Below are 25,223 nucleotides of genomic sequence, written 5' to 3' on the forward strand. Positions count from 1 at the left end.
CGCTCGCGAGCTCGCCGCGGGCCCCTGCGAGGAGGCCACCTCAGGTGCCCTTCGCAGGCTCAGGACCGGTTCTCCTGGCGGCGGTGCGCATCGTCTCTCCGTCGTAGGGGCCGTCGTCCAGCCGGCCGGACCGGACGGCCGCCAGCACCGCCAGCAGCTCCTCCCGCTGGGCACCCACGAACGCCGCGTCGACGACGGCGCCGTGTCCCGGGACCACCGGCCCGCGGGCCAGCGCGTGCAGCCGGCCCAGCGTGGCCGGCCACTCGGCGGGGAAGGCGTCCTCGAACGCCGGCGGCGCGCCCTGCTCCACGAGGTCCCCGGCGAAGACCACGGTCCCGTCGCGGCCGTCCTCGACCTCCACCACCAGGTCGTGCCCGGTGTGCCCGCGGCCGAGGAAGCGCAGCACCACCTCCCGCCCGCCGACGTCCAGCACCGCGACGTCGTCGACGAGGGCGTCCGGCGGGTCCAGCGGGGCGTGCCGCACCCGCTCGGCGGCGACGTCGTCGCCGGCGGCGCGCAGCTCGGCCACCCGCGCGGCGCGCTGCGCCTCCCCGGTGGCGAGGAGGTCCGCCGCGCAGCCACGCGAGCCCCACACCCTCGCCGGGCGGAACGCGGCGTTGCCGAAGCAGTGGTCGTAGTGGGCGTGGGTGTTCACCACCGTCCACGGGTGGCGCGTCACCCGGCGGACGGCGGCGACGAGGTCGGCCGCCTCACCGAGGTCCGAGCGGGTGTCGACCACCAGGCAGGCGTCCTCGCCGACGACCAGCCCGCAGTTGAGGTCCAGCGACGCGTGCCGCCGGACGAAGACGCCGTCGGCCACCTCGCGGAAGTGCAAGGACCCCGTCCTCCCCACCCTTCGCACGCTCAGGGCGGTACCCGGGACGGGGCCTACCAACAGATCCGCATCGGCCGGCCCCGCGCGTCCAGCGCGCCGTCCCCCACGCACGCGGCGCTGCCGGTGGCGAGCCGGGCGGCCGACCACGCGGCCGCGCAGGCGTCGAGGGCGTCGGTCAGGGGGACGCCGACTGGCGCCCCGGTGAGTGCGTCCTCCACGTCCATGACGTGGCACAGGGCCCGCACGCGCTGGACGGTGCCGCGCGCGGTCCCCTTGGCGTCGCGGACGGCGGTGCCGCCCCGGCCGTCGCCGCCGCCATCGCCTGCGCCGTCGCCTCCGCCGTCGGCCAGGGCGCGGAAGGCGAGCTCCGGGTGGACCTCGACCACGCGGGGGTCCGGTGGCTCGCCGAGGGCGTCGTCCAGGTCCCGGATGGCGGCGACCAACTGCCACGTCTGCGCCGAGGGCGCCCGCGCGCCGGCCGTGGCGGCCCGGCTCAGCTCGCGGGCGTGCGCGTAGTCGCGGGCGGCCAGCACCGCGCGGACCGGCGCGGGGAACACCGAGCCGGCCGCCCCTCGCCCGCGCAGCGCGTCGCGGGCGGCGACGTCGCAGGCGCGGGCACCGTCGTCGGACAGCCCGATCGGCATGTCGATGCCGACCACCTCGACGTCCGGCACGGCGAGGACGGTGGCGGCGTCCGGCAGCACCGAGAGGGTCACCGTCCGGCCCTCGAGCCGGGCGCCCACCCACTGCCCGCGCCAGCCGTCCACCCCCAGCACCGCCACCGCGGCAGCCTGACAGACTCGCCGCCATGCGCGTCTTCGTCGGCACCGACCACGCCGGGCTGGAGTTCAAGGAGCACCTCAAGGAGGCGCTCGCCGCGGCCGGGCACGAGCCGGTCGACTGCGGGGCGTACGAGTACGACGCCCAGGACGACTACCCGCCGTTCTGCTTCGAGGTCGGCGAGCGCACGGTCACCGAGCCGAGCAGCCTCGGCGTCGTCATCGGCGGCTCGGGCAACGGCGAGCAGATCGCGGCCAACAAGGTGCCGGGGGTGCGCGCCGCCCTGGTGTGGAACCGGTCGACGGCCGAGCTCGCCCGGCAGCACAACGACGCCAACGTGGTCTCCATCGGCGCCCGGCAGCACAGCGTCGAGGAGGCCACCGAGCTGGTGCTCCACTTCCTCGCCACGCCGTTCAGCGGCGACGAACGGCACTCCCGCCGGATCGGGCTGGTCACCGACTACGAGCAGAACCGGCACCGCCCCGCCGGCGGCCTGCCCACGCGCCAGGAGCCCGTCTGAGGTCCCGTCCCGGGCCGTTCAGAACTCGTCGGGGCACCAGGGGCTGACCGGCCAGCGGAACGACGTCGCCGCCTGGGTGACCGCGCCGGGGCTGACCTCGGTGACCCGGCCGGCCGCCTGGAGCGTGGCCAGCGAGGTGCCGCCGAGGTAGGCGGCGGCCAGCGCCTCCACGTCCACGACCAGGTCGGGGTCGCTGTCGGTCCGCGCGCAGAAGCCACCGGACGGGCCGGCGGTCAGTGCCCAGCGCCCGTCGTTCCACGGGCAGGAGCGGTCGCGGACCTCGAGGACGAGGTTGATCGGGGCGGTGTAGCGGCGGGCGGCCAGCGCGCGGCCGACGTCGACCAGCCGCACCCACAGCGCGTCCAGCGGCCGGGCGTGCAGCGCGCGAGGGTCGGCCAGCAGGTGGCGCAGCGGGTCGTCGTCCGACGCCATGGGGACCTTGACCGTCCGGACCAGGTCGATGGCGAACAGGAACTGCCAGAGCGCGGCGTAGGCGGGCGTGCCGGTGGCGCGGACCTCCTCGACGGTGAGGGTGCCGTCGGGTTCCCCGCCGTCGGTCCACGCGTCCTTGACCCGGTAGGCGGCGTAGCCGCTCACCGTGCCGTCGGGGTCGGTGTGCAGCAGGTACCGCCGCTCGGTCGCGCCGTGCCGCTGGGCGGGTTCGTCGCGCAGCGCGCGGTCCCACCAGACGTCGCCGCGGGCCAGGTTGCCCGGGACGAAGCGCCGCACCCGGTCGTACAGGGCGACGGCCGCGGCGCGGTACTCCTCGACCGGGACCAGGTCGACCCGGCCGGCGCCTGCGTCCACCCCCGGGCGCAGCCGCAGCCGCTGCGTCGCGCCGGACAGGTTGCCCCGCCAGGTGGCCGGTGCGTACCCGAACCGGCCGTAGATCGACGCCTCCGAGGCCCACAGCGCGGCCACCGCCTCGCGGCCCTGCTCGTGCAGCTCGGTCAGCTGGCGCCGCATGATCGCCCTCAGGACGCCCCGCCGGCGGTGGGTGGGGGAGACGGTCACCCAGGTGACGCCGGCACACGGGACGACGGCGCCCGGCACGGTCAGCTCACGGCTGTAGATGCCCGCCGTCGCCACCACCCGCTCGCCGTCCCACAGCCCCAGGGACCGGTCGAGCTCGGCGTGTTCGGGGACGGACTCGACGAAGGGGCCCGAGGCGTCCTCACCGAAGACGTGCAGCATGGCGCGGCTGAAGGCCGGCCACTCCTCGGGCGTGGCGGGGCGGAGGCCGGCGGCGGGATCGGTCACCCGAGCTGTCTACCCGGGCCCGCTGACAGCGCGCGAACCAGTTCACCCCCGTCGGACCCCGGTGCCAGCATCCGGCCATGGCCGCCACGCCGGACGACGTCCGCACCCTCGCCCTCGCGTTCCCCGAGACCACCGAGCGCCCGGCCTGGGACATGGCCTGCCTGCGGGTGCGGGACAAGGTCTTCGCCTCGATGCCACCCGACGAGAGCTGGGTGGCGATCCGGCTCGCCGAGGGGGAGAACCGGGCGCTGGCGGGTGAGCGGCCCGGCGTCTTCTCGGTGCCGCACCACTACCGCAACTCCTCGATGGTCGTCGTCGACCTGGCCGCGGTGGACCGGGCCGAGCTGGCCGAGCTGCTCACCGAGGCGTGGCGGCTGCGGGCCCCGGCCCGGCTGCGCGCCGCCTTCGACACGGCCGGGTCGCCGCCTTCGGGTGGGTCGTGAGTGGCCCCCTGCAGGGGCCCGCCGCGAGCCTGCGAGCGGTGGGGGGCAGGGGGTCCTTCGTCAGCTGCGCAGGTAGGCCAGGGTCGCCATCACCCGGCGGTGCTGGTCCTCGTCCTGGGTGAGGCCGAGCTTGGCGAAGATGCGCTGGGTGTGCTTCTCCACGGCGCCCTCCGTCACCACCAGCCGCCGGGCGATCGCGCTGTTGGAGTGCCCCTCGGCGATCAGGCCGAGCACCTCGCGCTCGCGCGGGGTGAGCCGGCGGACCGGGTCGTCGGCCCGGCGGCGGGCGAACAGCTGCGCGACCACCTGGGGGTCGAGCACCGTGCCGCCGGCGACGACGTCGGTCAACGCGGCGAGGAAGGAGTCGAGGTCGGTGACGCGGTCCTTGAGCAGGTAACCCACGCCGCCGCGGCCGTCGGCGAGCAGCTCGTCGGCGTAGGCCACCTCGACGTACTGGGAGAGCACGAGCACCGCCGTCCCGGGCACGGCGGCCCGGGCCTCGACGGCGGCCCGCAGCCCCTCGTCGGTGTGCGTGGGCGGCATCCGGACGTCGACCACGGCGACGTCCGGGCGGTGGTCGGCCACCGCCCGGACGAGCGAGGGACCGTCGCCGACGGCGGCGACCACCTCGGTCCCGGCCTCCTCGAGCAGGCGCACCAGCCCCTCGCGGAGGAGCACGGAGTCGTCGGCGATCACGACCCGCACGGCAGCTCCGCGACCAGCCGGGTCGGTCCGCCGCGCGGGCTGTCGACGGTCAGGACGCCGTCCACCGCGCGCAGCCGGTCGGCCAGCCCGGCGAGGCCGTGCCCAGGGGCCAGGACCGCGCCGCCGCGGCCGTCGTCCTCCACGGTGACCCGGAGCGCCGGGCCGGCGGCCACGACGACGACCCGGCAGGTGCTCGCCCCGCTGTGCTTGGCCGCGTTGGCCAGCGCCTCGCTGACGACGAAGTAGGCGGTGTTCTCCACGGCCGGGGCCAGCCGCTCCTCCGGCAGGTCGACGGACAGCTCGACCGGCACGGGGGAACGGGCTGCGACGGCGGCCAGCGCGGCGGCCAGGCCGCGGTCGGCGAGCACCGGCGGCGCGATGCCGCGGGACAGCGCCCGCAGCTCCTCCAGCGCCTCCTTCGCCAGGACGGCGGCCTCGCCCAGCGTCTCGCGGGCCGCGTCCGGGTCACGGTCGAGCTGTCGCTGGGCGCGGGAGAGGTCCATGCCCAGGCGCACCAGGTGCTGCTGCGGCCCGTCGTGGATGTCGCGTTCCAGCCGGCGCAGGGCCACCGCCTCGGCGGCGACCGCGGCGTCGCGGCCCTCGGCCAGCCGGCCGAGCTCGGCCTGCGTGGCCGCGCGGGAGGTCAGCAGCGCCCGGCCCAGCTGGGCCTGCAGCAGCGCCGCGCCGCGGACGACGAACGGCAGGACGACGGCGAAGAGCAGGCCGATCGCCGTGTAGAAGAGGATCCGCCGGCCGGACGTGCTCTGGAAGCCGAGCAGCTCCAGGAGGTCGGTGTTGTCGGGGTCGGCGGAGGCGTCCGGCAGCGACCAGTCCCACAGGCCGTAGGTGATCCCGCCGAGCGCGACGGCCCAGAACGTCACCGTGACGACGAAGGACAGGATCGCGAACGGGAAGCGGAGCACCGCGTGCAGCGCGTCGAGCCAGCACTGGGGATCGCGCAGCGGCGTGGTCAGCCGCCGGACGGCCCGGCCCTCGGCGGGCGTGTACGCCGGGCGCGGGACCGGCCGGTCGAGCACCCCCGGCAGCCACGACCGCTCGACGGCGGCCAGGCCGCGGGCGGCCACCAGGGTGGCGGCCAGGACGGCGACGCCGACCCAGATGACCAGCAGCCCGGTGCCGACGGCCAGGCCGGTGACCACGAGCACGAACGCGGCGATCGCGACGGGGAAGGAGACCAGGGAGTAGGCGGTGTCCACGCCCAGCTGCCGCAGCACGCCGCGGGCGCGGGTCGCCGGTGGCGGTGGCGAGGACACGGCGGGGAGGACGGCGGTGTCGGTCATGCCGTCGAGCCTGGCCGGGGACGGGGGCCGGTCCCATCCCGCCAGCCGGTCGATCGGGTGTCGGGCTGACCCGACAGCGCTGGGGTGTCCATGTCGGGGTCGATGCTCCGTGCGTGGCGGTCCGGCTGTCCAGCACCCGGCGCTCGTTAGGGTCGGGGGGAGCCGGGCGCGCCGAGGACGTCGCGCCCCCGCGTGAGCGGCTGCCCGGCGGGGGAGGGAGCCGTGCGCGCTCCAGCGGTGCCGATCGCCCTGACCGTCGTCCTGCTCGCGGCGGGCTGCGGCTCCACCTCGGGGGACGGGGAGGCCGAGGCGTCCGTCGGGGCGGTCACCTCGGCGCCCGACGCCCGGCTCACCCTCGTCGCCGACGAGGACGCGGCCGCGTCGGCGGCCTCCACCAGCCGGGCCCTGTTCGACAGCGCGGAGGTCGCCGTCGTGGCCCGCGACGGGGACGACGCCGGCACGTTGCTGGCCGCCTCGGCCGCGGTCGGGCTGGGCGTCCCCCTGCTGGTCGAGCCCGCCGACGGAGGGCCCGCCGACGTCCTCACCGCCGAGCTGGACCGGTTGGGGACGACCACCGTCCTCGCGGTCGGGGACGCCGAGGCCGCCGGAGGGGACCACGAGGTCCTCGCCGTCCCTGCCGCGGCGGAGTCGGTCGCCGCGGCCACCGGGCTGGACCTCGCGGAGACCAGCGAGGTGGACGACGCCGCCGCGGCCGCCGCGGTGGCCGGGCTCGACGGCGAGGAGCCGGTCGCGCTGCTCGCCGGCGACGAGGAGGCCCCGGCCGACGACGTCGACCGGCTGCCCGGGGTGGAGCGGGCCGCGCCCCTCGACGGCACGCTGGTGCTGGCCACCGGCAGCACCACCACGCTGGCCGGCATCGCCACCGCCCGGGCCGCGGGGGCCCGGGTGCACGTCGGGGGGACGGACCCGCGTGCCGACGCCGACCTGGTCGGGCTGCTCGGCGAGGACCAGCCCCAGGCGGTGCTCGCCCTCGGGCCGGAGTACGCCGCCGAGGAGGGGCTGGACTGGAAGCTCGAGACCGCCGCCACCGGCCGGCAGCTGCCCGGAGGGGGTCAGCTGCTGTTCCCGGGGCACTTCCTCGTCGCGCTCTACGGGCACCCGGGCAGCGGTGCGCTGGGGGTGCTGGGGGAGCAGGACGCCGCGGCCTCGGTCGAGCGCGCCCGCGCCCACGCGGCGCCGTACGAGGAGTTGGTGCCCGACGCCACCGTCGTCCCGGCCTTCGAGATCATCGCGACGGTCGCGTCGGAGTTCGCCGGCCCGGACGGCAACTACTCCGTCGAGGTGCCGGCCGAGGAGCTGCGCCCCTGGGTGGAGGCGGCGGGGGAGGCCGGCCTCTACGTCGTCCTGGACCTCCAGCCGGGCCGCACCGACTTCGTCACCCAGGCCGAGCAGTACCGATCCCTGCTGGAGCTGCCGCACGTGGGCCTGGCACTCGACCCCGAGTGGCGGCTGGGCCCGGGGCAGGTGCACCTCACCCAGATCGGGTCGGTGTCCGTCGACGAGGTCAACCGGGTGGTCACCTGGCTGGCCGACCTCACCCGCGCCGGCGACCTCCCGCAGAAGCTGCTGGTGCTGCACCAGTTCCGGGTGGGGATGATCCCCGAGCGGGAACGGCTGGACACCTCCCGTGACGAGCTGGCCGTCATGGTGCACGCCGACGGCCAGGGCGGGCAGGGGGACAAGCAGGCGACGTGGCAGGCGCTGCGGCAGACCGACCCGGACGCCGTGCACTGGGGGTGGAAGAACTTCTACGACGAGGACGCCCCGATGCTGAGCCCCGAGGAGACGATCGCCCAGGTCAGCCCCCGACCCCACCTGATCAGCTACCAGTAGGCGCCGACCCCTCCCGTTCCGTCGGTGCCCTGTGGTCTGCTGGCGCGGCCGTCGCAGAGGAGGCCCACGTGACCGTCGTCGACACCGAGCTCGACCCCCGGCTACTCGAGCACCGCCGGGAGCTGACCGGCTACTGCTACCGCATGCTCGGTTCGGCGTTCGACGCCGACGACGCGGTGCAGGAGACGATGGTCCGCGCCTGGCGGGGCCTCGCGGACTTCGAGGGCCGCTCCGCGCTGCGCTCGTGGCTGTACCGGATCGCCACCAACGTCTGCCTCGACCAGCTCTCCGGCCGGCAGCGGCGGGCGCTGCCGATGGACCTCTCCGGCTCGCCGTCGCAGCCGGTGGAGGCGTCGCTGGCCGCCCGCCGTCCCTCGACGGCGTGGGTGGAGCCGGTGCTCGACCGCCAGGTCGTCTCCGACGATGCCGACCCCGCGGAGCAGGCGGTGCAGCGGGAGTCGATCCGGCTGGCCTTCGTCGCCGCCCTGCAGCACCTGCCGCCGCGGCAGCGCGCGGTCCTGCTGCTGCGGGAGGTGCTGCGCTGGAAGGCCGACGAGGTCGCCCAGCTGCTCGACACGACCGTGGCCTCGGTGAACAGCGCGCTGCAGCGGGCCCGGGCCACGATGGCGGCCGTCGGTGGCGAGGTCGACTCCCAGCCGCTGGAGGACGTCGAGCGCGACCTGCTCGACCGCTACGTGGACGCCTTCGAGCGCTACGACATCGACGCGTTCGTCGCGCTGCTGCACGAGGACGCCACCCAGCACATGCCGCCGTTCGAGATGTGGCTGCGCGGCCGGGACGACATCGGCACCTGGATGCTCGGGCCGGGAGCGGGCTGCCGCGACTCCCGCATCCTGGCCACCTCCGCCAACGGTGCGCCCGCCTTCGCTCAGTACCGCCCCCGGGAAGGGGGTGGTCACGAGCCCTGGGCGCTGCACGTGCTCGAGGTGCGCGCGGGCCGGATCGCGCACATCTCGAGCTTCCTCGACCTCGACAACGACCTCTTCCGGCGGCTGGGCCTCCCCGTCGAGCCGGCCTGATCCCGACCCCGAGGAACGGAGGCGCCGTGCCCCAGACGGAGTTCACCGAGGGCGTGCACGAGGAGCGGCACCGGAACGGCTCACTGCGCGCCCGCGGCCCCGTCGTCGACGGCAAGCCGCACGGCTACTGGGAGTGGTTCCGGCTCGACGGCACGATGCTGCGCTCGGGGTCCTTCGCCGCGGGCGAGCCCGTGGGGGAGTGGACGACGTACGACGCCAGCGGCGCCCCGTACAAGGTGACCGACCGGGGCTGATCGTCGGCGGGGAGCGGGCGGCAGCGCGGCCGCCGGGCAGGCGGTGGACTCGGCCCGCCTCGCTGACGCTCGGGTACACCTGCTCACGGGTCTGTGCTGCCCGGCGACCGGGATGTCTCCAGTGGACGGAGCGGCGGCTGGTCGCGATCCTGCGTGGGTCGTATCAGGGTGCGCAGCAGGCGTCGGCGCCGTCACGTCCGAGAACGGACGGCGGGGGTCAGTCGTGGCCGTCGTGACCGGCGCCGGGGTGCCCGAATCCCTCACCCGTTCTTCCTGGAAGAGGCACATGATGAGAACGACCATCCTCTGGTCCCTGGCCGTCGGTGCTCTCGTGGCACTCATCCTGGTTGTCGTGGCCGTCAGCATGTCGGTGTCAGGCTTCCGTCTCGATGTCGAGCGCTGGGTACTCATCGGTGGCTTCCTGGTCGTCATCGCCATGGCGGCTACGGCGGTGGTTGCCGCGCTCAACGCGCTCAAGGACGTCCGCGAGCAGCCGACCGGAGACCAGGCTGCGAACGGGACCGGAAGCGGCAGCGGGCGCAACAGGTCCGCCGGGGCGTCCTAGCGGTACCTGCGACCCTTCGGGTGGTCGACGGCGTCCGTGCGGCGCGGGAGCTGTGTGGTCGCCACAGTGCGCTCGAGGAAGCCCCTCGGCGGGTACGTTCCTTCCCTCGCGTGGTCAGGCGGGCGGGCGGAGCATGAACCAGTTCGGCACCCCGAGGACGTTCGCGCACGCCACGACCTCGAAACCGAATCGTCGGTAGAGCCGGACGTTGTCGGCCTTGTCGGTCTCGAGACAGCCGGTCTCCTCCCGGACGTCGAACCTGTCGACACAATCGGCCAGCAGTCGACTGCCGACGCCTCTGCCCCGCACGAGCGGGTCGACGGCGACCGGCCCGAGATGGACATGGGGGATGTCCGGGTCGCGGCGGCTCCACGCGGCCAGCCACCGCAGGAGCCGAGGAGCCCGGGTGCCTGCTCGAGCGAGCGTCGGAGGAAACCGCAGCCATTGGCTGCGGTCCGGCTGGCAGTGATCCGAAGACGTGTAGGCGGCGATCCCCACCAGGTGGTCCTCGTGCCAGGCGCCGAGCACGTGGCGGGCCGGCGAGTCCAGCAGCAGGCCGAAGGCCCGGTGCATGACCTCGACACGTCGCCGCAGGTCCGGGCCGAGGGCGGCGACGTGCATGGGGTTGTCCTGCATCGCCCTCGCGGCCAGCAGCGCGCCCGGCGCGCGCTGTGTCACCGGCAGCGGAGCGATCACCACCTGTTGTCCGAGTGCCGTGGTCGTGTGCCGCATCTTCGTCCCGTCCTCTCTTCCCCTCGCGGTACCGGTCGCTCGGCAGCTCCGGTGTGACGGCCTACGGCGGCGGTGAGAGCGACAGCGGCGCGGACCCGGTTCACCGTCGCGGCTGCCTTCGCTGGACGGCGTCGGCCAGCAGCCCGGCCAGGGCGCCCAGTCCGGCGGACCGGCCGACTTCGAAGGCCGCGACGGCTGCGACCGGGGCGCCCTCGGCGTCGGTTCCCGTGCCGAGGGCCAGCGAGAGGACGACGAGGACGACGCCGAACGTGACGCCGGCGAGGGTCGAGGTGAGCACCGGTCGCGGCACTCGCCCGAGAGCGATACCGCCGATCCACACGACGGCCACCAGCCCGAGGAGCAGCAGCGCGGTGGGGGCTTCCCCGAGGGCGTCGGCGACGCCGGTGAGCTCGGCCAGCGGGAAGAGCAGCGCCAGGGCGCCGAGCCCCAGCACCACCGGCCAGCTGACCGGCTCCCCGGCTCCGGTGCCGGAGGGCCCGGCAGGGGCGGAGCGGTCGGGCATGCCGGCGACGCTAGGAACGGCCGGCGAGGCGCCGCATCGGCCTTGCGGCGCGGCCGCGCACGCTCCTGGTCGACGTCCGCCGACGTCGACGGGCGACGGCGGAGGTCGACGCGGGAGGACTGCCCGGTGGCGGCCGACGTTCCTAGGCTGATCGCGTGCCCAGCGACCCGGCCGCCGGCCGCCCCGACGGGGTGGACCAGCGCCTGACCGACGGGCTGCTGGCCACGACGCAGACGCTGGTGGTGGCGTTGGTCATCGCCGCCGACCTGGAGGGAACCGGACGAGCCACCGCCGGGGCCTACCTGTTCGCCGTCGGCTTCGGTGCCCTGGTCCTGGCGGGCCGGCGTGCTCCCCGCCCGGTCCTGGTGCTGACCGTGTCGGGCGTCTTCGCCTACTACTCCCTCGACTACCCACCGATCGGCATCGCGCTGCCCGCGGTGGCCGCGCTGTACCGGGCGGCCGACGTCGCTGCCCTGCGCTGGGCGGTCGGATCGGGGGTGGTACTGGTCGGCGTGGCCGCGTGGGCCCGGGTGTACGACGGCCTGCCCACCACGTACCTGCTCAGCTACGAGCTGCTCACCAACGTGGCGCTGGTCGCCGCAGCGATCGCCCTGGGTGTGAGCGTCCGGGCCCGCCGGGAGACACGGTTCTCCCAGGAGCGGCTGCGGGCGTTGACCGCCGCCGAGCAGGCGCGGGAGGGCGAGCGGCGGCTGCAGGCCGAGCGGGTGCGCATCGCCCAGGACCTGCACGACTCGGTCGGGCACGCGATGTCGGTCATCGCCCTGCACGGCAACGTCGCCGCCGAGGCCATCGGCCGCGACGACGAGACCGCCCGGCGCGCGGTGGCGCAGATCGCCGCGGCGACCTCGGCCCAGTTGCGCGAGCTGCGGGCCACGGTGAAACTGCTGCGTTCCCCGGCGGCCGGCGCCGAGCGTGGCACGGTGGGGCTGTCCGGCCTCGGCCGGCTGACCGACAACGCTCGCGAGGCCGGCCTCGCGGTCGATCTGGACGTCGACGTGCCCGAGCGCTGTCTGGACGAGGCGATCGAGGCGGCGGCCTACCGGATCGTGCAGGAGTCGTTGACCAACGTGCTCCGTCACTCGCGAGCCACCCATGCGGCGGTCACCGCCGGGGTCCGCGGCGACCGACTGGAGCTGGTGATCGCCGACGACGGCCCGAGCCCGTGCCCGGAGGACGCCCCGCGCCGGGGCGACGACCCACGCCCCGGCAACGGCCACCGCCCCGACGGCGGCTCGTGCTCCGACGACGAGCCGGCCGGCGGCGTCGGGCTGGCGGGCATGCGGGAGCGGGCAGCCGTGCTGGGCGGCCAGGTCCGGGCCGGCCGCGGCGATCGCGGCGGATTCGTGGTGCGCGCGGTGCTCCCCACGAGGCTGCCTCCGTGATCCGCATCGTGCTGGTCGACGACCAGGAGCTGGTGCGCACCGGGCTGCGGGCGCTGGCCGAGCGGGACGGGGACATCGCTGTGGTCGGGGAGGCCGGCACCGGCCGGTCGGGGCTGTCCCGGGTCCGTGAGCTGCGCCCGGACGTCGTCCTCATGGACGTCCGGATGCCCGAGCTGGACGGCCTGCAGGCGACCCGGCAGATCGTCGCCGACCCGGACCTGGACGGCGTCCGCGTGCTGGTGCTGACCACCTTCGACGAGGACGAGCACGTCTTCGAGGCGATCCGCGCCGGCGCGGCCGGCTACCTGCTCAAGGACGTCTCACCGACCGACCTGCGGCAGGCGATCCGCACCGTCGCCGCCGGCGGGTCACTGCTGTCCCCATCGGTGACCCGGACCGTGATGCGCTCGCTGGCCGACCGATTGCGGACCACCGTCGACGACACCCCCCTGCGGGAGCTCACCGAACGGGAGCGGGAGGTACTCGCGCTGGTCGGACGCGGGCTGTCCAACGAGGAGATCGCCCGGGAGCTGTTCCTCTCCCCGGCGACGGCGCGCACCTACGTCTCCCGGCTGCTGGCAAAGCTCGGGGTGCGCGACCGGGCCCGCCTGGTGGTGCTGGCCTACGAGACCGGACTCGTCGTCCCCGGGGAGTGAGACGGCGGACGCGCTCGCCCGTCGAGCCGCGTCAGTCCACCCGGACGTACTCGGAGGACGTCACGCCGTTGGTGGAGGTGCTTGCCGCGGGTCTGCGACTCACCGCCGGTCGGTGTCCAGCGTGGACAGCAGGCGCCACAGCGGCCGCTGGATGCGGTCGGGGATGCCGGCGAGGGCGAAGGAGTACCCGGAGTCGACGGTGATGCGCGCCAGCCGGCCGATGGGCGGCAGCCTGCCAACGGCGGCCAGCGCCCGGAACTGCTCCTCCAGCGGGCCGGCCGGAGTCTCCCGGGTGCGGATGCGGGTCGGCTCCGAGGAGGGGTTGGCGAAGGCGTGCACGGTCCCGGGGGGAACGGTGACCGACTCGCCGACGAACAGGGTTCGCGTCTCGCGGCCGAGCCGCACCCGCAGGACCCCGTCGAGCACGGTGAACACCTCGGTCTCGTACCGGTGCCGGTGGCGGGGCGGGCCGGACAGACCGGGTGGCAGCAGCGCCTCCACCTCGAAGGCACTGCCGCCGTTGTCGGCTCCTGAGGTGAGCACGGTGATCTGCTCGCCGGTCGGCAGCCGGAGCACACGCCCGTCCCGGTCCATGGTCATGGCGGCCTCCCGATGTCGGAGGGCCGGGTGCGAGCAGCGCCCGACCGAGGCCGACGCTAGGGGTCGACGGCTGCGCCGTCTGCTGCGCGGCGGCGGCATCCGGGGTTGCCCGCCGACGTACCGGCCACGTCCCGGAGGCGACCCGCCCGTGTGCCTGTCCCGACCCCTCGAGTTCCAGCCGCGGTCGATCGCACACGCGCCCGGACGTCGTCCGGTGACGTGGGGGACGGTCGCCCGGGCGCGGTCGACGCCGCGACCTCGGGGGGATGCGCCGCCGGAGGACACGCTTCTAGCGTCGCGCGCAGATGGAGATGGAGGAGGAGGCAGATGCACTCGGCGCTCCAGCGGTACCTGCGGGAACTGGACCAGCTCACCCGGGTGGTCGAGGGCACGCCGGCCGGCCGGTGGGACGCACCCACACCTTGCCCGGACTGGTCGGCTCGGCAGCTGCTCGGCCACCTGGTCGACGGTCAGCGTCACGTGGTGGCCCTCGCCACCGGGGACGGTCCGCGCGCACCGATGACCGACCCAGCGGCCCTGGGGCGGCTGCTCGGTCCGGAGCCGCGTGCCGGGTGGCGGCGCGCCCGCGCGGACACGACCGCGGCGCTCGTGCAGGTGCCGCCAGGCAGCCTGGTACCGACACCGTTCGGAGAGCAGCCGGTCGAGCAGGTCTTGGGCCTGGCCCTCATCGAGCCGCTGGTGCACGGCTGGGACCTGGCCGTGGCCACCGGCCAGGACGTGGTGCTGGACCCCGAGGCGGTGGCCGCCACCTTGCCGACCGTGCTCGCGCTCGGCGACGGGCTGGCGGCCACCGGGATGTACCGGCCTGCGCGGCCGGCGCCGGGCGGGGCCTCCGACGCCGAGCGGCTGTTGGCCGCTCTTGGCCGTGACCCGAGGCCGGCCGCAGCGGCCGGGCGTCCGGCGTGAGTGCCGGGATCGAGGTGTCCGGCTGGCGACGGCGTGCGGCCAACGGCTGGCCCTCGACGGCGTCTCGCTCACCGCCGACTCCTGGAGGATCTTGGCGACTGCGGTCTCGACCACGCGGGCCGAGGCGTTGTTCGCCGCCGGCCGGCACCAGACGCTGGCCATGCTGTGCGAGGACGGCTCGCCGCGGATCAGCGGGATCGAGCTCGACGTGCGTGACGGGCAGCTGTGGCTCGGCTGCATGTGGCAGTCGGTGAAGGCGCTGGACCTGCGCCGTGATCCGCGCTGCGCGGTGCACAGCGCCTCCGTGGACCCGCCGGCCTGGTCCGGGACGCCAAGCTGGCCGGCCGCGTGGAGGAGGTTCTGGACCCCGAGCTGGTCGAGGCGGTCAACGGACGGGGCCAGCCTCGCTCCCACCTGTTCCGGCTCGACGTCACCGAGCTGGTCGTCGTCCGCATCGGTGAGCCGCCCGACCACCTGGTGGTGGAGAGCTGGCATCCGGGCCGGGGCGTCCTCCGGCGGGAGCGCCGGTGAGCATGGGCGCAGCCATCGAAGGGAACTTGCCATGGACCGACGAGCTGGGAGCCGGCGCTGGCGGACACCGGCGTGCCGGTGCTCGAGGGGAAGAGGCCGGTGCGACCACCTGGACTGGGCGTCGGCAGCGGAGTACCTCGACGCCTTGCCGACAGCCGGCTGGTCCATCTGCCTGGTACGAGGCACGACCTGTACGGGGACGACCCCGTCGGCGTGGTCGCCGCCGTGCGCGCGTTCCTCGCCGGGCGGCCGGTGCCCGGTGCGCTCGATGATCCGAGCGCCCCACCCGCCGACCACCAGACCTGAAGCTCCGGGAGACGCCGTGCCGACCCCTGCCGACCACCCGGCGATCGCGACGCTCCGCCACCTGCTCGCCCGGCACCTGCCCGAGCGCGCCGACGGGGCGGTGACCCCGCTCGGCGCCGGACTGGACAACACCACCTTCGACGTCGACGGCGACCTCGTCGCCCGGTTCAGTCGCGATCCCGACCCTGTCGAGCGCGCCCGCCAGGTGCGGCGCGAGGCCCGGCTGCTGACCGGGATCGCCGCACGCTCGCCGCTGCCGACGCCGGTGCCGGTGGTCATCGCGGCCGGTGACGGCTGCCTGGTCTACCGGAAGCTGCCCGGCCGGCCGGTGCTGGACCTGGTCGCCGAGCGTCGCACCGTGCTCGCGGCGGACGTCGGTGCCGCGCTGGGCAGGCTGCTCGCTGCCCTGGCGGCGATCCCACCGGAGGAGGCCGCCGGTCTGGTGGATCCCGACGACACCGCGCCGGCCGCGTGGCTGGGCGAGGCGCTGGTGCTGGCCGCCCGGCTGGGCGACGCCGTGCCCGCCCGGCACCGACCGGCCGTACGGGCGTTCCTCGACGCCGAACCACCCGAGCCGGCTCCACGACTCGTCTTCTCGCACAACGACCTGGGCATCGAACACGTGCTCGTCGACCCCGGGACCAGCCGGATCACCGGCATCCTCGACTGGACCGACGCCGCGCTGACCGACCCCGCCCGCGACCTCGGCCTGATCCTGCGCGACCTGGGCCCGCCCGCGCTCGACGCCGCCCTGGCCGCCTACGGACCGGAACCGGACGACGCAGCGGGGCTGCGGCGGCGCATCGTCTTCCTCGCCCGCTGCGCTCTGCTGGAGGACCTGGTCCACGGCCTGGCCACCGGCCAGGACGCCTACGTGAAGAAGAGCCTGATCGGGATGTGCTGGCTCTTCCCCGGCTGAGTCGTTCGAGACACCGCGGCCGGCGACCGGCGGTCCTCCGCGTCGCTCCGACCGGGTACGCGCTGTCGCCTCCCGGCTTTGACGTAGCCGATCCGGCACTCGGTGATGAGCCGGCGGACGAACCGCTCACCTGTGCGGAGGTACTCGCCAGCCTGCACGACAGTCAGGAGCAGCTCGAGCTGGTTGACCGCCGACGGGCTGCTGCCGGTGGGCCGCCAGGTCGTCGCCGCACGGTGGGCTGATCGGCGGGTGCTGGGGGTCGGTCACGCCTTTCAGCGGGCGGCCGGGGCCGGTCGCCGGTTCCGCCCGGGGTTGAGTCGCGGTGCTCAGTTGCCGTGTGGCGCGGCTCGATAGGCGCCGGCCGTGCCCCGCTCGCCGGCCGGGCGGTGCGCCCGGGCCTGCTCGAGCTTCTCCTGGCGACGCGCGAAGACGACCGTCCCGACCAGGAAGAGCCCGGAGAGGATGAGCACGACGGCGGTGAACGCGTTCATGAACGGCAGGTCCACCCCGGCCAGGGCGAGCACGCCGAGCGCGACCAGCACCAGGGCGGCCAGCACCGCCCCGGCGGCGCGCCACGGGCTCTTGGCGACCTCCTCGACGCCCTCCTGCGCCTTGTCCTTGGCGTAGTCCAGCGGCTTCTGCGCCCAGGAGAAGCGCGTGGCCAGCACCGCCAGGCCGGCGGCGATCAGCACGAAGCCGGGACCGGGCAGCACGAGCAGCGCGATGCCGGCGAGGGTCAGCAAGCCGCCGAGGACGGCGACGACAGCGGTTTTCACCGTTGGGTGGTGCCCAACTCATCGAGTCGGCATGCGGCATCGCCCGGCCGCGTGTCGAACTCCGCCCTCAGCGTCGGTGGCATGCCCAAGCCGGAGGACCTGTCCGGCCGTGCCGGGCTCGACGAGGCGCTGCGCGGGGCGCCCGCGCCGGTGCCCGCGCCCCCGGCACCTGGACGGTGCGGCTGGACTACACGCAATTCAGCGCGCTGCTGCGTACCGACCTGAGGTTGGCCGAGGCGACGTCCGCACAGGTCGGGCAGTGTGTTGTGACCACCGTTGGCCCCGTTCGAGTCGTCCGCCTCCGTCCGCGCTGGTTCCCTATGGCGCCTGAGCTGCGCAGACGTACTGCGGCGAACAAGACTGAACGCGCTGCCGACGGCTGGGATTATGCCAGCATCGGGTCGACCGGCTTGGGAGTCCAAGGGGCCCGCTAGGAAGTGTCTGGCGGATCATGGGGAGCCAGGTCAATAGCGCGGCGAGGTTGAGCGCGCCGGCGTAGTTGCGGGCGTGCTTGTCGTAGCGGGTAGCCAGGCCGCGCCACTGTTTGAAGTGACCCCCGTTGGCTGGTCAGCGCCCAGTCAGGCGGATGCCGTGCCTTCTGCGTGCCTCATCCTCAAAATTGGGCGGCAGGAAGGGCGGCTCCGTGCTGTCGCTCGGCCCGTTCCAGTCAAGTGCCGCGGTTCGCGGAGGCAACTGCGGCCGCGCCGGCGCGGCGGACACGGCCGAAGTACCGCGGCCGTGACCGCGCTGCGCCGCAACGTGCTTGTCCGATGAGCGAGCTGCTCTGCCCCGTCGCCGCCACGGTCCGCGCCATTGCATCCACGCTGGCCAGAGAGCGAGTCCCGGTTGTCCTCCCCGGCTCGATGGGCCGGGTCGGCGCCTGCGGCTGCAACGCCGCGATTGGATCGGTTCTTCGCGTTGCTGTCGGAGAACGTGCACGACCGGCAGCGCTGGGCGACTAGGGACGAACTACGGCTGTCGATCATCACCTGGATTCAGTCACCCGCCAACTTCGACGCCACCAGCGGCGCCTGGCACGGCTCACCCCGGTCGAATACGAGACACAGACGGTTTCGTCGTCAGCGGGGCTGAGGTAACCGAGAGCGGAGTGCCGGCGGCGTGGTTGTAGTAGCCCTCGAAGTAGGGAAAACTCGGCGTTGACCCGCCCGCCGCTGTCGCAGGTTATTCGGTGCCGGGTCTCAGGAGGCTCTCAATCCACGTGAGGATGAGAGTCATGGCGGCACCAAGGAAATGCCCCGACGAGCTGCGGCAGCGGGCGACCCGGATGGCGGTCGACGCCCGGCGCGACCCGGCGACCCGGGGCGTGACGCGGATCGGCGAGCAACTGCATCAACCGCGAGACGCTGCGCAACTGGATCCCGCAGCCTGACTGCAGCCAGATCCCCAGCGGCTACCTGTGGCGCCGGGTGGGCAGTACCTGGACGGCGCTGGCCCTGCCGCCGGGACTGGCCACCGTGCAGTCCTGGTACGACTGGTACGACGCCCGCCGCACCCGACCGGGACTCACAGGTCTACTGCGGCTCCACGAGGTGCACCGCGGTGACCTCTCCGGGACGACGTGGACTGGCAGACGGATCAGCAACCCGGGACGACGGGCCAGTCGATCCATCCCGACCAGCACAGCATCGCGTTCGAGTCGGGGAACCCGAACATGGTCTACGCCGGCTGCGATGGGGGTCTTCCGGTCACCCGACCGCTGCACCACATTGGCGAGCTGCACCAACGGCCTGGCGATCAGCGAGTTCGAGTACCTGGGCCCAGGACTGGGGCTCGGCCCGTTGGCTGATCGGCGGAATTCAGGACAACTCCAGGCCGCGGAGGCTCGGCTTCACGACCCCGTCGACGGGGTCGTTGTGACCGCGAATGTTCGCCTCACCGTGTAAGGAACAGCCCGCTTAAGGGAGCCCTTCTGAGCGGCGAGCTCGGGCAATGCCAATTTTGCGACGGCGCGGCGTATCGGTCCGGCGCCAGTTGCGTAGTCGAATTCGCCACGGATCCGAACCAGGTCGGCATCAGCAGGGAAGGTCAGCGGCCGGCGATACCATTGCGTTACCCCTGCCTGGATGAACCTGGGATCGTCGCCCGGGTTGGTCAGTCGCACAATCTTTCCTGCTTCTGCAGCACGGTCCGGTGGCTCACTTCGCACGGCTGTGTCGCTACCCGCGTCCCCGTTACTCAAGCGATTGGCGATATCCGCAAGGCGATGTGCGAACTGCGGCTCAACACCGTTCGGGTGCAGGTCGAGTTCTCCCACGAGCCGATATAGCACGCGGCAGCGCACGTTTTTCACGAATCCGACACCTGGGCCCACGTTCTTGATCGACAAGGTCACCTCCGCCACTCTTGTGGCGGCGGCAGACGGCTGGAGGAGCGTCAAGGCGACATCGAACTCGATGCACGGCAGCAGCGATCGTCTCACGACAAATTGGAGGTACCCACCGATGACGGCGGCCAGTGCCGCCGCGGCGGCGAGGAGAGGACCGAGACTACTCATCGCAGCGCCTCCTCAGGCGGCGTCTCGTAGCCGGACTGTCTTTTGCTGACGGAGGGTAGGAAGCGGCCGTCACTCGCTCGTCAACCACACGTCATCGACCGCGGCTCGCCGGATGCAGCATCCGATGATCTGCCGGACCGCGCTGGGCGACCGCGTTCCCGCGGGCCAGGGTGAGCCTCGGCGTCCGTCAACGCTGGCCCTAGCCACACCAGGCGTACGAGCTGATTAGAACGTGGAGCGGGTGACGGGAATCGAACCCGCACAGTCAGCTTGGAAGGCGATGGCTCTCTGCGCACTTCTCTGCTGGTCAGACGGACATAGGCCCCGGGCCGTGCCTTCCACGTGCCTCAGCGCCAAACAGCCGGCCGGAGGAGCGGCTCCTCGCTGTAGCGCGGTCAGCGGCCGGCCGAGTGCTGCGGTTCGCGGCGCCGTTGCTGCCCACGCCGGCCGGGAGGAGCGAGTGCCTGTTTCCTCCCCGTCCGGGACGGCTTGCCGGGCCGGTCATGCGGGACGGTGGCCGACGGCGTGGCCACCGTCGCGCGACAATTCGGGTGGGTTCCTCCGCCGAGACAGCACCGAGACAGCATCAGTCCGCGCAGTCGACCGCGACGGCCAGGGCTTCGCAGATCTCCCGCATGCGCGTGTCGGCCAACCGTCCGAGTCGCTCGACCAGGATCGCGACGGAGACGCTCTCGACCGAGTCCAAATTGACCACGCAGCGGCGGGGTACCGGGTCCTCGCCGGGCTCGAGGCCGACTTCGCTGACGAGGCCGCGGATCGTGGTGGTGCATGGTGCGACGAGTGCGCGCCGGTGTCGGGGGATCACCGCGTCGCGGGAGAGGACGACGACCGGGCGGCGCCCGATCTCGGCCATCTCGCACCACCAGACCTCACCGCGCGCGGGCAGCGTAGTCACGACCGTCCGGCGGCTTCGCGAAACGACGCCAAATCACCCCACTCGTCCGGTTCGTCAAGGGGGTGTTCATCGTAGGCGGTGTAGCTCGCCTCGACTTCGGCCGAACGGTGGCGCGCCACCAGCGCGCGCAGCGCCTCATCGATCATGGCGGCATCGGTGTCACCGGATCGCACCCGTCGAGCGGCCTGGAGGAGATCGTCGTCGACGGTCGTGCTGAGCCGTGTTCTACTCATGCCACAATCATGCCACTGCAGGTCTCTGTGGCACCACGGTGACGTCCGCCCCCGGTGCCACGTGCGCTGCATCCTTCGACCCCCCTGCCGAGGCCCCCGCCTGCACGCACGAGAGGACACCGGCGAGACGTCCGATGACGGACCTCACGTCGACCTCGGCCCCCACGGCGCCGCACGCTTTGACGCTCCCGTGACGCGGAGCGAGCAGCCTGGACCAGGCATGACCGGGAGCCAGCACGCGGAAGGAGGGCATCATGGCGGCTGGACGTCAGGTCGAGTTGCGGTTCGGGGCGGGCGCCGGCTCCGACGAGGCCCTGAAGGACCTCTCGGCGGTCTGCCGCGACGGGGACTGGTTGTGGATCGCCGGGGACGAGGAGCCCCGCCTGGAGCGACTCGGCACATCGGGAGACGGCGGGTACGGCGATCGCCGGTCGTTCCTCCTGGGGGACCTGGTGGACCTGCCGGAGGGCCCGGAGAAGGAGGTCGACGTCGAGGGGCTGGACTGCGCCGGGAACCACCTGTGGTTGGTGGGCTCGCACAGCCGGACGCGCAAGCGGGTGGAGAAGACCGACGACGACGCCGAGGCGGTGACGAACCTGCGCACCGTGCGGTCCCATCCAAACCGGCACGTCGTGCTCCGGCTCCGGGTCGACGACGGCACGCCCGGGCGGGGCGCGCTGCTCGGGAGCGTGGGGGGACTGGCTGACGCGCTGTCCACCGACGAGCACCTCGCCCCGTTCCTCGCCGTCCCGAGCAAGGACAACGGCCTCGACGTCGAGGGCCTGGCCGTCATCGACGACGGCACCGTGCTCGTGGGGCTGCGGGGACCGGTGCTGCGCGGCTGGGCCGTCGTCCTGGAATTGCGGCTCGACGAGGTTCCCGGACGACCGGACCGGCTGGCCCTCCGGGACTACGACAAGTACTTCCTGCGGCTCGACGGCCTCGGGGTGCGGGACCTGTGCCGGGACGGCGACGACCTCCTGGTGCTCGCCGGCCCGACGATGGACCCCGACGGGCCGACCCGGCTCTACCGCTGGCACGGCGCGGTCCGCAAGCGGAAGCTCCCGGTGGTCCGCGACGAGCAGCTCACCCGCCTGGACGTGCCGCTGCCGCTGCACCTAGACGGGGCGGAACCGGAGGAGGGACGCGACAAGGCCGAGGGCATCACATTGGTCCCGGATGCCGCCGTGCCCGCGGTGCTGGTCGTCTACGACACCCCGGCCGCTGCCCGCCGGCGGGACGACGGCCGGACCGTCCTCGCCGACGTCGTGCCGCTGCCCCGCTGAGCCGATGATCGACCTGGCGCAGGTCGGCGCGCACGTCGTCGATGACGCCCCGCCGCGCGTGCAGTTCGGGCTGCATCTCCCGACGATTACCTGGACCGCCGGCTACCGGGTCAAGGTCCTCGTCATCCACGAGCGGGATCAGTTCGTCCGCGACGTCCCGCCGCGGGAGTACTACCTGGACTGGCAGGAGGGCTCGGCCTACGACCTGTGGTCTGCCGAGGTGGAGCTCACCGGCGGTCCCGGCCACCTCGGCGAGCCGGGCAACCACCTGTACCGCTATCAGCTCCTGCGCCAGGCCGGCCTCGGCGAGGAGGTCGTCGTGCGGTTCTTCGCGGACCCCTTCGGCCGCGCCGCCGGCACGGGCACGCTGTCCGCGTTCTCGACGCGGGCAGACCCGGACCACGGCTGGGCCGATGACGCCTTCACCGTGCCCGAGGTCGACGACCTGGTGGTGTACGAGCTGCACGTCGGCGAGTTCGGCGGCGGATTCGCCGCGGTGGCCGACAGCATCCCCTATCTCACGGGGATCGGCGTGAACGCGCTCGAGCTGATGCCGGTGACCAACGTCAAGGAGGACGTGGAGTGGGGCTACACCCCGCTCGGCTACTTCGCGCCCGACGACCGGTACGGCGGCGCCCCCGCGTTCCGCAGGCTGGTGGAGACCTGCCACGCGGCCGGCGTCGCCGTCGTCCTGGACGCGGTGTACGCCCACGCGCACCCGGAGTTCGCCTACAACCTCGTGTACCGCCGGTCCGGTCTGCCGAATCCGGTGATGGGGCCGTTCGGCGGTGAGTTCGGGGGACTGGCCCCGGGATGGGACTACCATCGGCAGTTCACGCGCGAGTTCTTCGACGCAGTGAACCGCTACTGGTTGACCGCGTTCCACGTCGACGGCTTCCGGTACGACTACGTGCCCGGCTTCTGGGACGGCGTGGCCGGCGAGGGCTACGCCGGCCTGGTCTACCGCACCTACCGGCTGAGTCAGGACTTCGGCTCGTTCCCCCGGTTCTTCGCCGGGGACGGCGCGCGCAGCCGCATCATCCAGTGCGCGGAGTTCCTCGAGGCCCCGGTGCTCGCCCTCACCGCGACGTACTCGAACACGGCCTGGCAGAACCAGCTGCTCGACGCCGCGATCACCCAGGCGCGGGGCGCCGGCGCCACCGACGAATACGCCCACCGGCTGGACCCCGAGCTAGGCCCGCAGCAGAAGTACCCCAGTGTGTTCGTGAACCAGGCCGACCGTTTCCCCGTCGCCCCCTTCCAGTACATCGAGTCGCACGACCACGCGCGGTTCGTCACCCGGCTCGGCGTCGAGTCGGCGGTCGACCAGCTGGAGCTGCCGTTCGGCGACCGGAGCCTGTGGGCCCGCACCCAGCCCTATGCGATCGCGCAGTACACCGCCAAGGGCGTGCCGATGCTCTGGCAGGGCCAGGAGTTCGCCGAGAACTGGAACCTCCCCGGTGGCACCGATCCCCGCCGGATCACCTTCAGCCGCCCGCTGCACTGGGAGTACTTCTACGACGACGCGGGGAGGGCCCTGGTCCGTCTGTACCGCATCCTCGGTGACCTCCGGCGCACACATCCGGTGTTCGGCAGCCGCGGTGACTTCTACCTGGAGCCGAGTGGCGAGCACCGCCGGAACGGCATCATCGTCTTCCGCCGCGTCGCGCCCGCGGAGGCCGCGGTTGTGGTGCTCAACTTCTCCGACGTGCCGCGGACCGTCCCCGTCTGGTGGCCGCAGGCGGGACGGTGGATCGAGCAGCTCGACCGCGATACGGCGCAGCCGCAGCCCGACGTCGTCGTCGGCGTGGCCTGGGAGTCGCGCGAGGTGACCGTGTCGTCGAACTACGGCGGTGTCTACCTGCTGTAGGCCCGGCGTCGCAGATGCGTCGCAGATGCGTTGCAGATGCGTCGCCCGAGCGCCCTCTTGAGCGGCCGGTCTCGACGTGAGCGCCGAGCAGCGCCGGCGGCCGGCTGGTCGGCCTGGCGTGCACGGACGACCTGCACCTCCTGGATGTCGTCCCGGTGGACGAGTACCCGGACCTCGCGGCCGGGTACGGCGCCTTCGTCGCCGATGTCGTGCAGCAGGTCGCGCCCGGCGCCCCGGCTGATCAGCGATGAGTTGTGGGCGCTGTTCGAGCCGCTGATCCCGCCGCAAAGGCCAGCAGTGCATGGCCGCACCGGTCGCCCGCGGGTCTCCGACCGAGACGTACTCGAGGGCATCGCCTTCGTGCTCACCACCGGAATCGGTTGGACCAAGCTGCCCCGCGAGCTGGGCTACGGGGTCGGGCTGGACCTGCTGGCGGCGGATGCACGAGTGGGCCGAGGCCGGCGTCTTCGCCCGGGTGCACCAGGCGTGCTCGACCGCCTGGGCGAGGAGAGTCGACTCGACTGGTCACGAGCCAGCCTGGACTCGGTGAGCGTCCGGGCGAAAAGGGGGGTGCGCTGACCGGCCCGAATCCGACCGACCGCGGGAAGGCCGGCAGCAAGTGCCACCTGCTCGTCGACGCCCACGGGCTGCCGCTGAACGTGCTGGTGGGGCTGAGCCGGAACACTCGGCAGAGACGGCGCACGCCGTAGCTGGTCGTCTCCGCGGCGATGAACTCGCAGACCAGTCCGCGGCTCACCGGCCCGTCTCCCGAGCGAAGAAGACCGCGGCTTTTTTCAGGATCTCCCGCTCGAGTTCCAGCTCGGCCACCTTGCGCCGCAGCCGGCCCAGCTCCATCCGCTCATCGGCACTGAGCGCGGCCGGCCCATCGGCCCGCTGGCGGCGCTCGGCGGCGACCCAGTTGCGCAGCGTCTCGTGATTGATTCCGAGCTCGCCGGCGACCTCGCGGACGCTGCGACGGCTGTCCAACACCAGCTGCGCGGCTCGCTGCCGGAACTCCTCGGGGTACTTGCTCCGTCGGCCCACCCGGGGCCCTCCCTCCCTTGGCTGGTGCCAAGTCTGGAGGTGTTCAGCCAACGGGGGTCACTTCACTTGGACTTCCCGGCCGGACGCTGTGGCTGGCGTCGATCCGCCGCCGTGGCGAACTGGGGCCCCTCAAGGCCGTGCCTCAAGCACCGGTCAAGACCGGTGGTCAGCAGTCAACAGCGGGCAGGACAGGCGCGGCAGGAGGTTGGCCCCATTGCCCCATTTAGCTGCACAGACGGGCTTATGAGCTGGTCAGGACGTGGAGCGGGTGACCGGGATCGAACCGGCATGGCCAGCTTGGAAGGCTGGGGCTCTACCATTGAGCTACACCCGCGAGACCGGGCGGAGAAGGGGTGACCCCCTCCGCTTGCAGTCCGCGTCGAGGGTAGCGCCTCGGCCCTGCGAGCCCTCGATGAGGCCAGGGCATGG

Annotated in this window: 26 protein-coding genes, 1 tRNA gene and 2 pseudogenes; 15 read left to right on the forward strand and 14 right to left on the reverse strand. The window is 73.5% G+C overall.

Annotated features, from left to right (window positions below; translation table 11 throughout):
* Positions 1 to 40: 40 nt before the first annotated feature.
* A complete protein-coding gene (locus tag CRP39_RS01335; RefSeq protein WP_097203688.1) occupies positions 41 to 835 on the reverse strand; it encodes an MBL fold metallo-hydrolase in 795 nt (264 codons plus the stop codon).
* A gap of 53 nt (positions 836 to 888) precedes the next feature.
* Positions 889 to 1,617, reverse strand: a complete 729-nt coding sequence (locus CRP39_RS01340; RefSeq protein WP_097203689.1) for a DUF429 domain-containing protein — start codon at positions 1,615 to 1,617, stop codon at positions 889 to 891.
* Between the two features lie 26 nt (positions 1,618 to 1,643).
* Here CRP39_RS01340 and CRP39_RS01345 point away from each other — a divergent pair, with 26 nt between their 5' ends.
* Complete coding sequence (locus CRP39_RS01345; RefSeq protein ID WP_097203691.1) at positions 1,644 to 2,135, forward strand: ribose-5-phosphate isomerase; 492 nt, start codon at positions 1,644 to 1,646, stop codon at positions 2,133 to 2,135.
* An 18-nt stretch (positions 2,136 to 2,153) separates the two neighbouring features.
* Here CRP39_RS01345 and CRP39_RS01350 read toward each other — a convergent pair whose 3' ends face one another.
* Entirely contained in the window at positions 2,154 to 3,395 is a 1,242-nt protein-coding gene (locus tag CRP39_RS01350; RefSeq protein ID WP_097203693.1) for a GNAT family N-acetyltransferase, read from the reverse strand.
* A gap of 77 nt (positions 3,396 to 3,472) precedes the next feature.
* Here CRP39_RS01350 and CRP39_RS01355 point away from each other — a divergent pair, with 77 nt between their 5' ends.
* Complete coding sequence (locus CRP39_RS01355) at positions 3,473 to 3,838, forward strand: MmcQ/YjbR family DNA-binding protein (protein ID WP_097203695.1); 366 nt, start codon at positions 3,473 to 3,475, stop codon at positions 3,836 to 3,838.
* A 60-nt stretch (positions 3,839 to 3,898) separates the two neighbouring features.
* Here the strand turns inward: CRP39_RS01355 and CRP39_RS01360 are convergent, their stop codons facing one another.
* Positions 3,899 to 4,543 (reverse strand): response regulator, encoded by a 645-nt coding sequence (locus tag CRP39_RS01360; protein ID WP_097203697.1) that lies wholly within the window; start codon positions 4,541 to 4,543, stop codon positions 3,899 to 3,901.
* Positions 4,531 to 5,844, reverse strand: a complete 1,314-nt coding sequence (locus CRP39_RS01365) for a sensor histidine kinase (RefSeq protein ID WP_097203704.1) — start codon at positions 5,842 to 5,844, stop codon at positions 4,531 to 4,533. The genes CRP39_RS01360 and CRP39_RS01365 overlap by 13 nt, the downstream gene beginning before the upstream one ends.
* A 222-nt stretch (positions 5,845 to 6,066) precedes the next feature.
* Between CRP39_RS01365 and CRP39_RS01370 the strand changes: the two genes are divergently transcribed.
* The 4 genes from CRP39_RS01370 (at position 6,067) to CRP39_RS01385 (ending at position 9,557) form a co-directional block, all read left to right on the forward strand.
* On the forward strand, positions 6,067 to 7,698 hold the full coding sequence (locus tag CRP39_RS01370; protein WP_097203706.1) for a hypothetical protein: 1,632 nt from the start codon (positions 6,067 to 6,069) through the stop codon (positions 7,696 to 7,698).
* Between the two features lie 68 nt (positions 7,699 to 7,766).
* Entirely contained in the window at positions 7,767 to 8,738 is a 972-nt protein-coding gene (locus tag CRP39_RS01375; protein WP_097203708.1) for a sigma-70 family RNA polymerase sigma factor, read from the forward strand.
* Between the two features lie 26 nt (positions 8,739 to 8,764).
* A complete protein-coding gene (locus tag CRP39_RS01380; protein WP_172442233.1) occupies positions 8,765 to 8,992 on the forward strand; it encodes a toxin-antitoxin system YwqK family antitoxin in 228 nt (75 codons plus the stop codon).
* A gap of 223 nt (positions 8,993 to 9,215) precedes the next feature.
* Complete coding sequence (locus tag CRP39_RS01385) at positions 9,216 to 9,557, forward strand: hypothetical protein (protein WP_097203710.1); 342 nt, start codon at positions 9,216 to 9,218, stop codon at positions 9,555 to 9,557.
* A gap of 114 nt (positions 9,558 to 9,671) precedes the next feature.
* Here the strand turns inward: CRP39_RS01385 and CRP39_RS01390 are convergent, their stop codons facing one another.
* Positions 9,672 to 10,289, reverse strand: a complete 618-nt coding sequence (locus CRP39_RS01390) for a GNAT family N-acetyltransferase (RefSeq protein WP_097203711.1) — start codon at positions 10,287 to 10,289, stop codon at positions 9,672 to 9,674.
* A 100-nt stretch (positions 10,290 to 10,389) separates the two neighbouring features.
* Positions 10,390 to 10,812, reverse strand: coding sequence for a hypothetical protein (locus CRP39_RS01395; protein ID WP_097203713.1), 423 nt, complete (start codon positions 10,810 to 10,812; stop codon positions 10,390 to 10,392).
* A 155-nt stretch (positions 10,813 to 10,967) separates the two neighbouring features.
* Here CRP39_RS01395 and CRP39_RS01400 point away from each other — a divergent pair, with 155 nt between their 5' ends.
* Both CRP39_RS01400 and CRP39_RS01405 read left to right on the forward strand, forming a co-directional pair.
* Positions 10,968 to 12,215 (forward strand): sensor histidine kinase, encoded by a 1,248-nt coding sequence (locus CRP39_RS01400; protein ID WP_097203715.1) that lies wholly within the window; start codon positions 10,968 to 10,970, stop codon positions 12,213 to 12,215.
* Positions 12,212 to 12,871, forward strand: coding sequence for a response regulator (locus CRP39_RS01405; RefSeq protein ID WP_097203716.1), 660 nt, complete (start codon positions 12,212 to 12,214; stop codon positions 12,869 to 12,871). Before CRP39_RS01400 ends, CRP39_RS01405 begins: the two co-directional genes overlap by 4 nt.
* 99 nt (positions 12,872 to 12,970) lie before the next feature.
* On the opposite strand, the gene CRP39_RS01410 is transcribed toward CRP39_RS01405, so the two are convergent.
* Entirely contained in the window at positions 12,971 to 13,471 is a 501-nt protein-coding gene (locus CRP39_RS01410) for a cupin domain-containing protein (RefSeq protein ID WP_172442235.1), read from the reverse strand.
* 327 nt (positions 13,472 to 13,798) lie between these two features.
* Here CRP39_RS01410 and CRP39_RS01415 point away from each other — a divergent pair, with 327 nt between their 5' ends.
* The 3 genes from CRP39_RS01415 (at position 13,799) to CRP39_RS01425 (ending at position 16,154) form a co-directional block, all read left to right on the forward strand.
* Complete coding sequence (locus CRP39_RS01415; RefSeq protein ID WP_097203720.1) at positions 13,799 to 14,398, forward strand: TIGR03086 family metal-binding protein; 600 nt, start codon at positions 13,799 to 13,801, stop codon at positions 14,396 to 14,398.
* A gap of 348 nt (positions 14,399 to 14,746) precedes the next feature.
* On the forward strand, positions 14,747 to 14,929 hold the full coding sequence (locus tag CRP39_RS27135; protein ID WP_216359567.1) for a hypothetical protein: 183 nt from the start codon (positions 14,747 to 14,749) through the stop codon (positions 14,927 to 14,929).
* A 322-nt stretch (positions 14,930 to 15,251) separates the two neighbouring features.
* Positions 15,252 to 16,154 carry a phosphotransferase family protein gene (locus CRP39_RS01425; protein ID WP_216359568.1) on the forward strand — a complete coding sequence of 301 codons (903 nt, stop codon included), beginning with the start codon at positions 15,252 to 15,254 and terminating at the stop codon, positions 16,152 to 16,154.
* Between the two features lie 326 nt (positions 16,155 to 16,480).
* Here CRP39_RS01425 and CRP39_RS01435 read toward each other — a convergent pair whose 3' ends face one another.
* On the reverse strand, positions 16,481 to 16,930 hold the full coding sequence (locus CRP39_RS01435) for a PGPGW domain-containing protein (RefSeq protein ID WP_097203721.1): 450 nt from the start codon (positions 16,928 to 16,930) through the stop codon (positions 16,481 to 16,483).
* A gap of 851 nt (positions 16,931 to 17,781) precedes the next feature.
* Here CRP39_RS01435 and CRP39_RS27320 point away from each other — a divergent pair.
* A pseudogene (locus CRP39_RS27320) lies at positions 17,782 to 18,027 on the forward strand (IS3-like element ISAar45 family transposase); the annotation flags it as partial.
* A gap of 752 nt (positions 18,028 to 18,779) precedes the next feature.
* Here CRP39_RS27320 and CRP39_RS26280 read toward each other — a convergent pair.
* The 3 genes from CRP39_RS26280 to CRP39_RS01445 form a co-directional block, all read right to left on the reverse strand.
* On the reverse strand, positions 18,780 to 19,445 hold the full coding sequence (locus CRP39_RS26280) for a hypothetical protein (RefSeq protein WP_143426508.1): 666 nt from the start codon (positions 19,443 to 19,445) through the stop codon (positions 18,780 to 18,782).
* Positions 19,446 to 20,031: 586 nt separating this feature from the next.
* Positions 20,032 to 20,361, reverse strand: a complete 330-nt coding sequence (locus CRP39_RS01440; protein WP_097203723.1) for a type II toxin-antitoxin system PemK/MazF family toxin — start codon at positions 20,359 to 20,361, stop codon at positions 20,032 to 20,034.
* Entirely contained in the window at positions 20,358 to 20,594 is a 237-nt protein-coding gene (locus CRP39_RS01445; RefSeq protein WP_097203725.1) for a type II toxin-antitoxin system VapB family antitoxin, read from the reverse strand. Before CRP39_RS01445 ends, CRP39_RS01440 begins: the two co-directional genes overlap by 4 nt.
* Positions 20,595 to 20,848: 254 nt before the next feature.
* Here CRP39_RS01445 and CRP39_RS01450 point away from each other — a divergent pair, with 254 nt between their 5' ends.
* The 3 genes and pseudogenes from CRP39_RS01450 to CRP39_RS01460 form a co-directional block, all read left to right on the forward strand.
* The gene (locus tag CRP39_RS01450) at positions 20,849 to 21,880 is read left to right on the forward strand and encodes a DUF3616 domain-containing protein (RefSeq protein ID WP_097203726.1); all 1,032 of its coding nucleotides are present in this window, start codon (positions 20,849 to 20,851) and stop codon (positions 21,878 to 21,880) included.
* Between the two features lie 4 nt (positions 21,881 to 21,884).
* Complete coding sequence (locus CRP39_RS01455) at positions 21,885 to 23,750, forward strand: alpha-amylase family glycosyl hydrolase (RefSeq protein ID WP_097203728.1); 1,866 nt, start codon at positions 21,885 to 21,887, stop codon at positions 23,748 to 23,750.
* A gap of 252 nt (positions 23,751 to 24,002) precedes the next feature.
* Positions 24,003 to 24,415 (forward strand): annotated as a pseudogene (locus tag CRP39_RS01460) (IS5 family transposase); the annotation flags it as partial.
* Between the two features lie 88 nt (positions 24,416 to 24,503).
* On the opposite strand, the gene CRP39_RS01465 reads toward CRP39_RS01460, so the two are convergent.
* Together CRP39_RS01465 and CRP39_RS01470 are read right to left on the reverse strand one after the other, a co-directional pair.
* Entirely contained in the window at positions 24,504 to 24,794 is a 291-nt protein-coding gene (locus CRP39_RS01465; RefSeq protein ID WP_172442237.1) for a transposase, read from the reverse strand.
* Positions 24,795 to 25,054: 260 nt separating this feature from the next.
* Positions 25,055 to 25,128: transfer RNA gene (locus tag CRP39_RS01470), tRNA-Gly, on the reverse strand.
* Positions 25,129 to 25,223: the final 95 nt, after the last annotated feature.

The sequence above is a fragment of the Geodermatophilus sabuli genome, from assembly GCF_900215145.1.
GTDB lineage: Bacteria > Actinomycetota > Actinomycetes > Mycobacteriales > Geodermatophilaceae > Geodermatophilus > Geodermatophilus sabuli.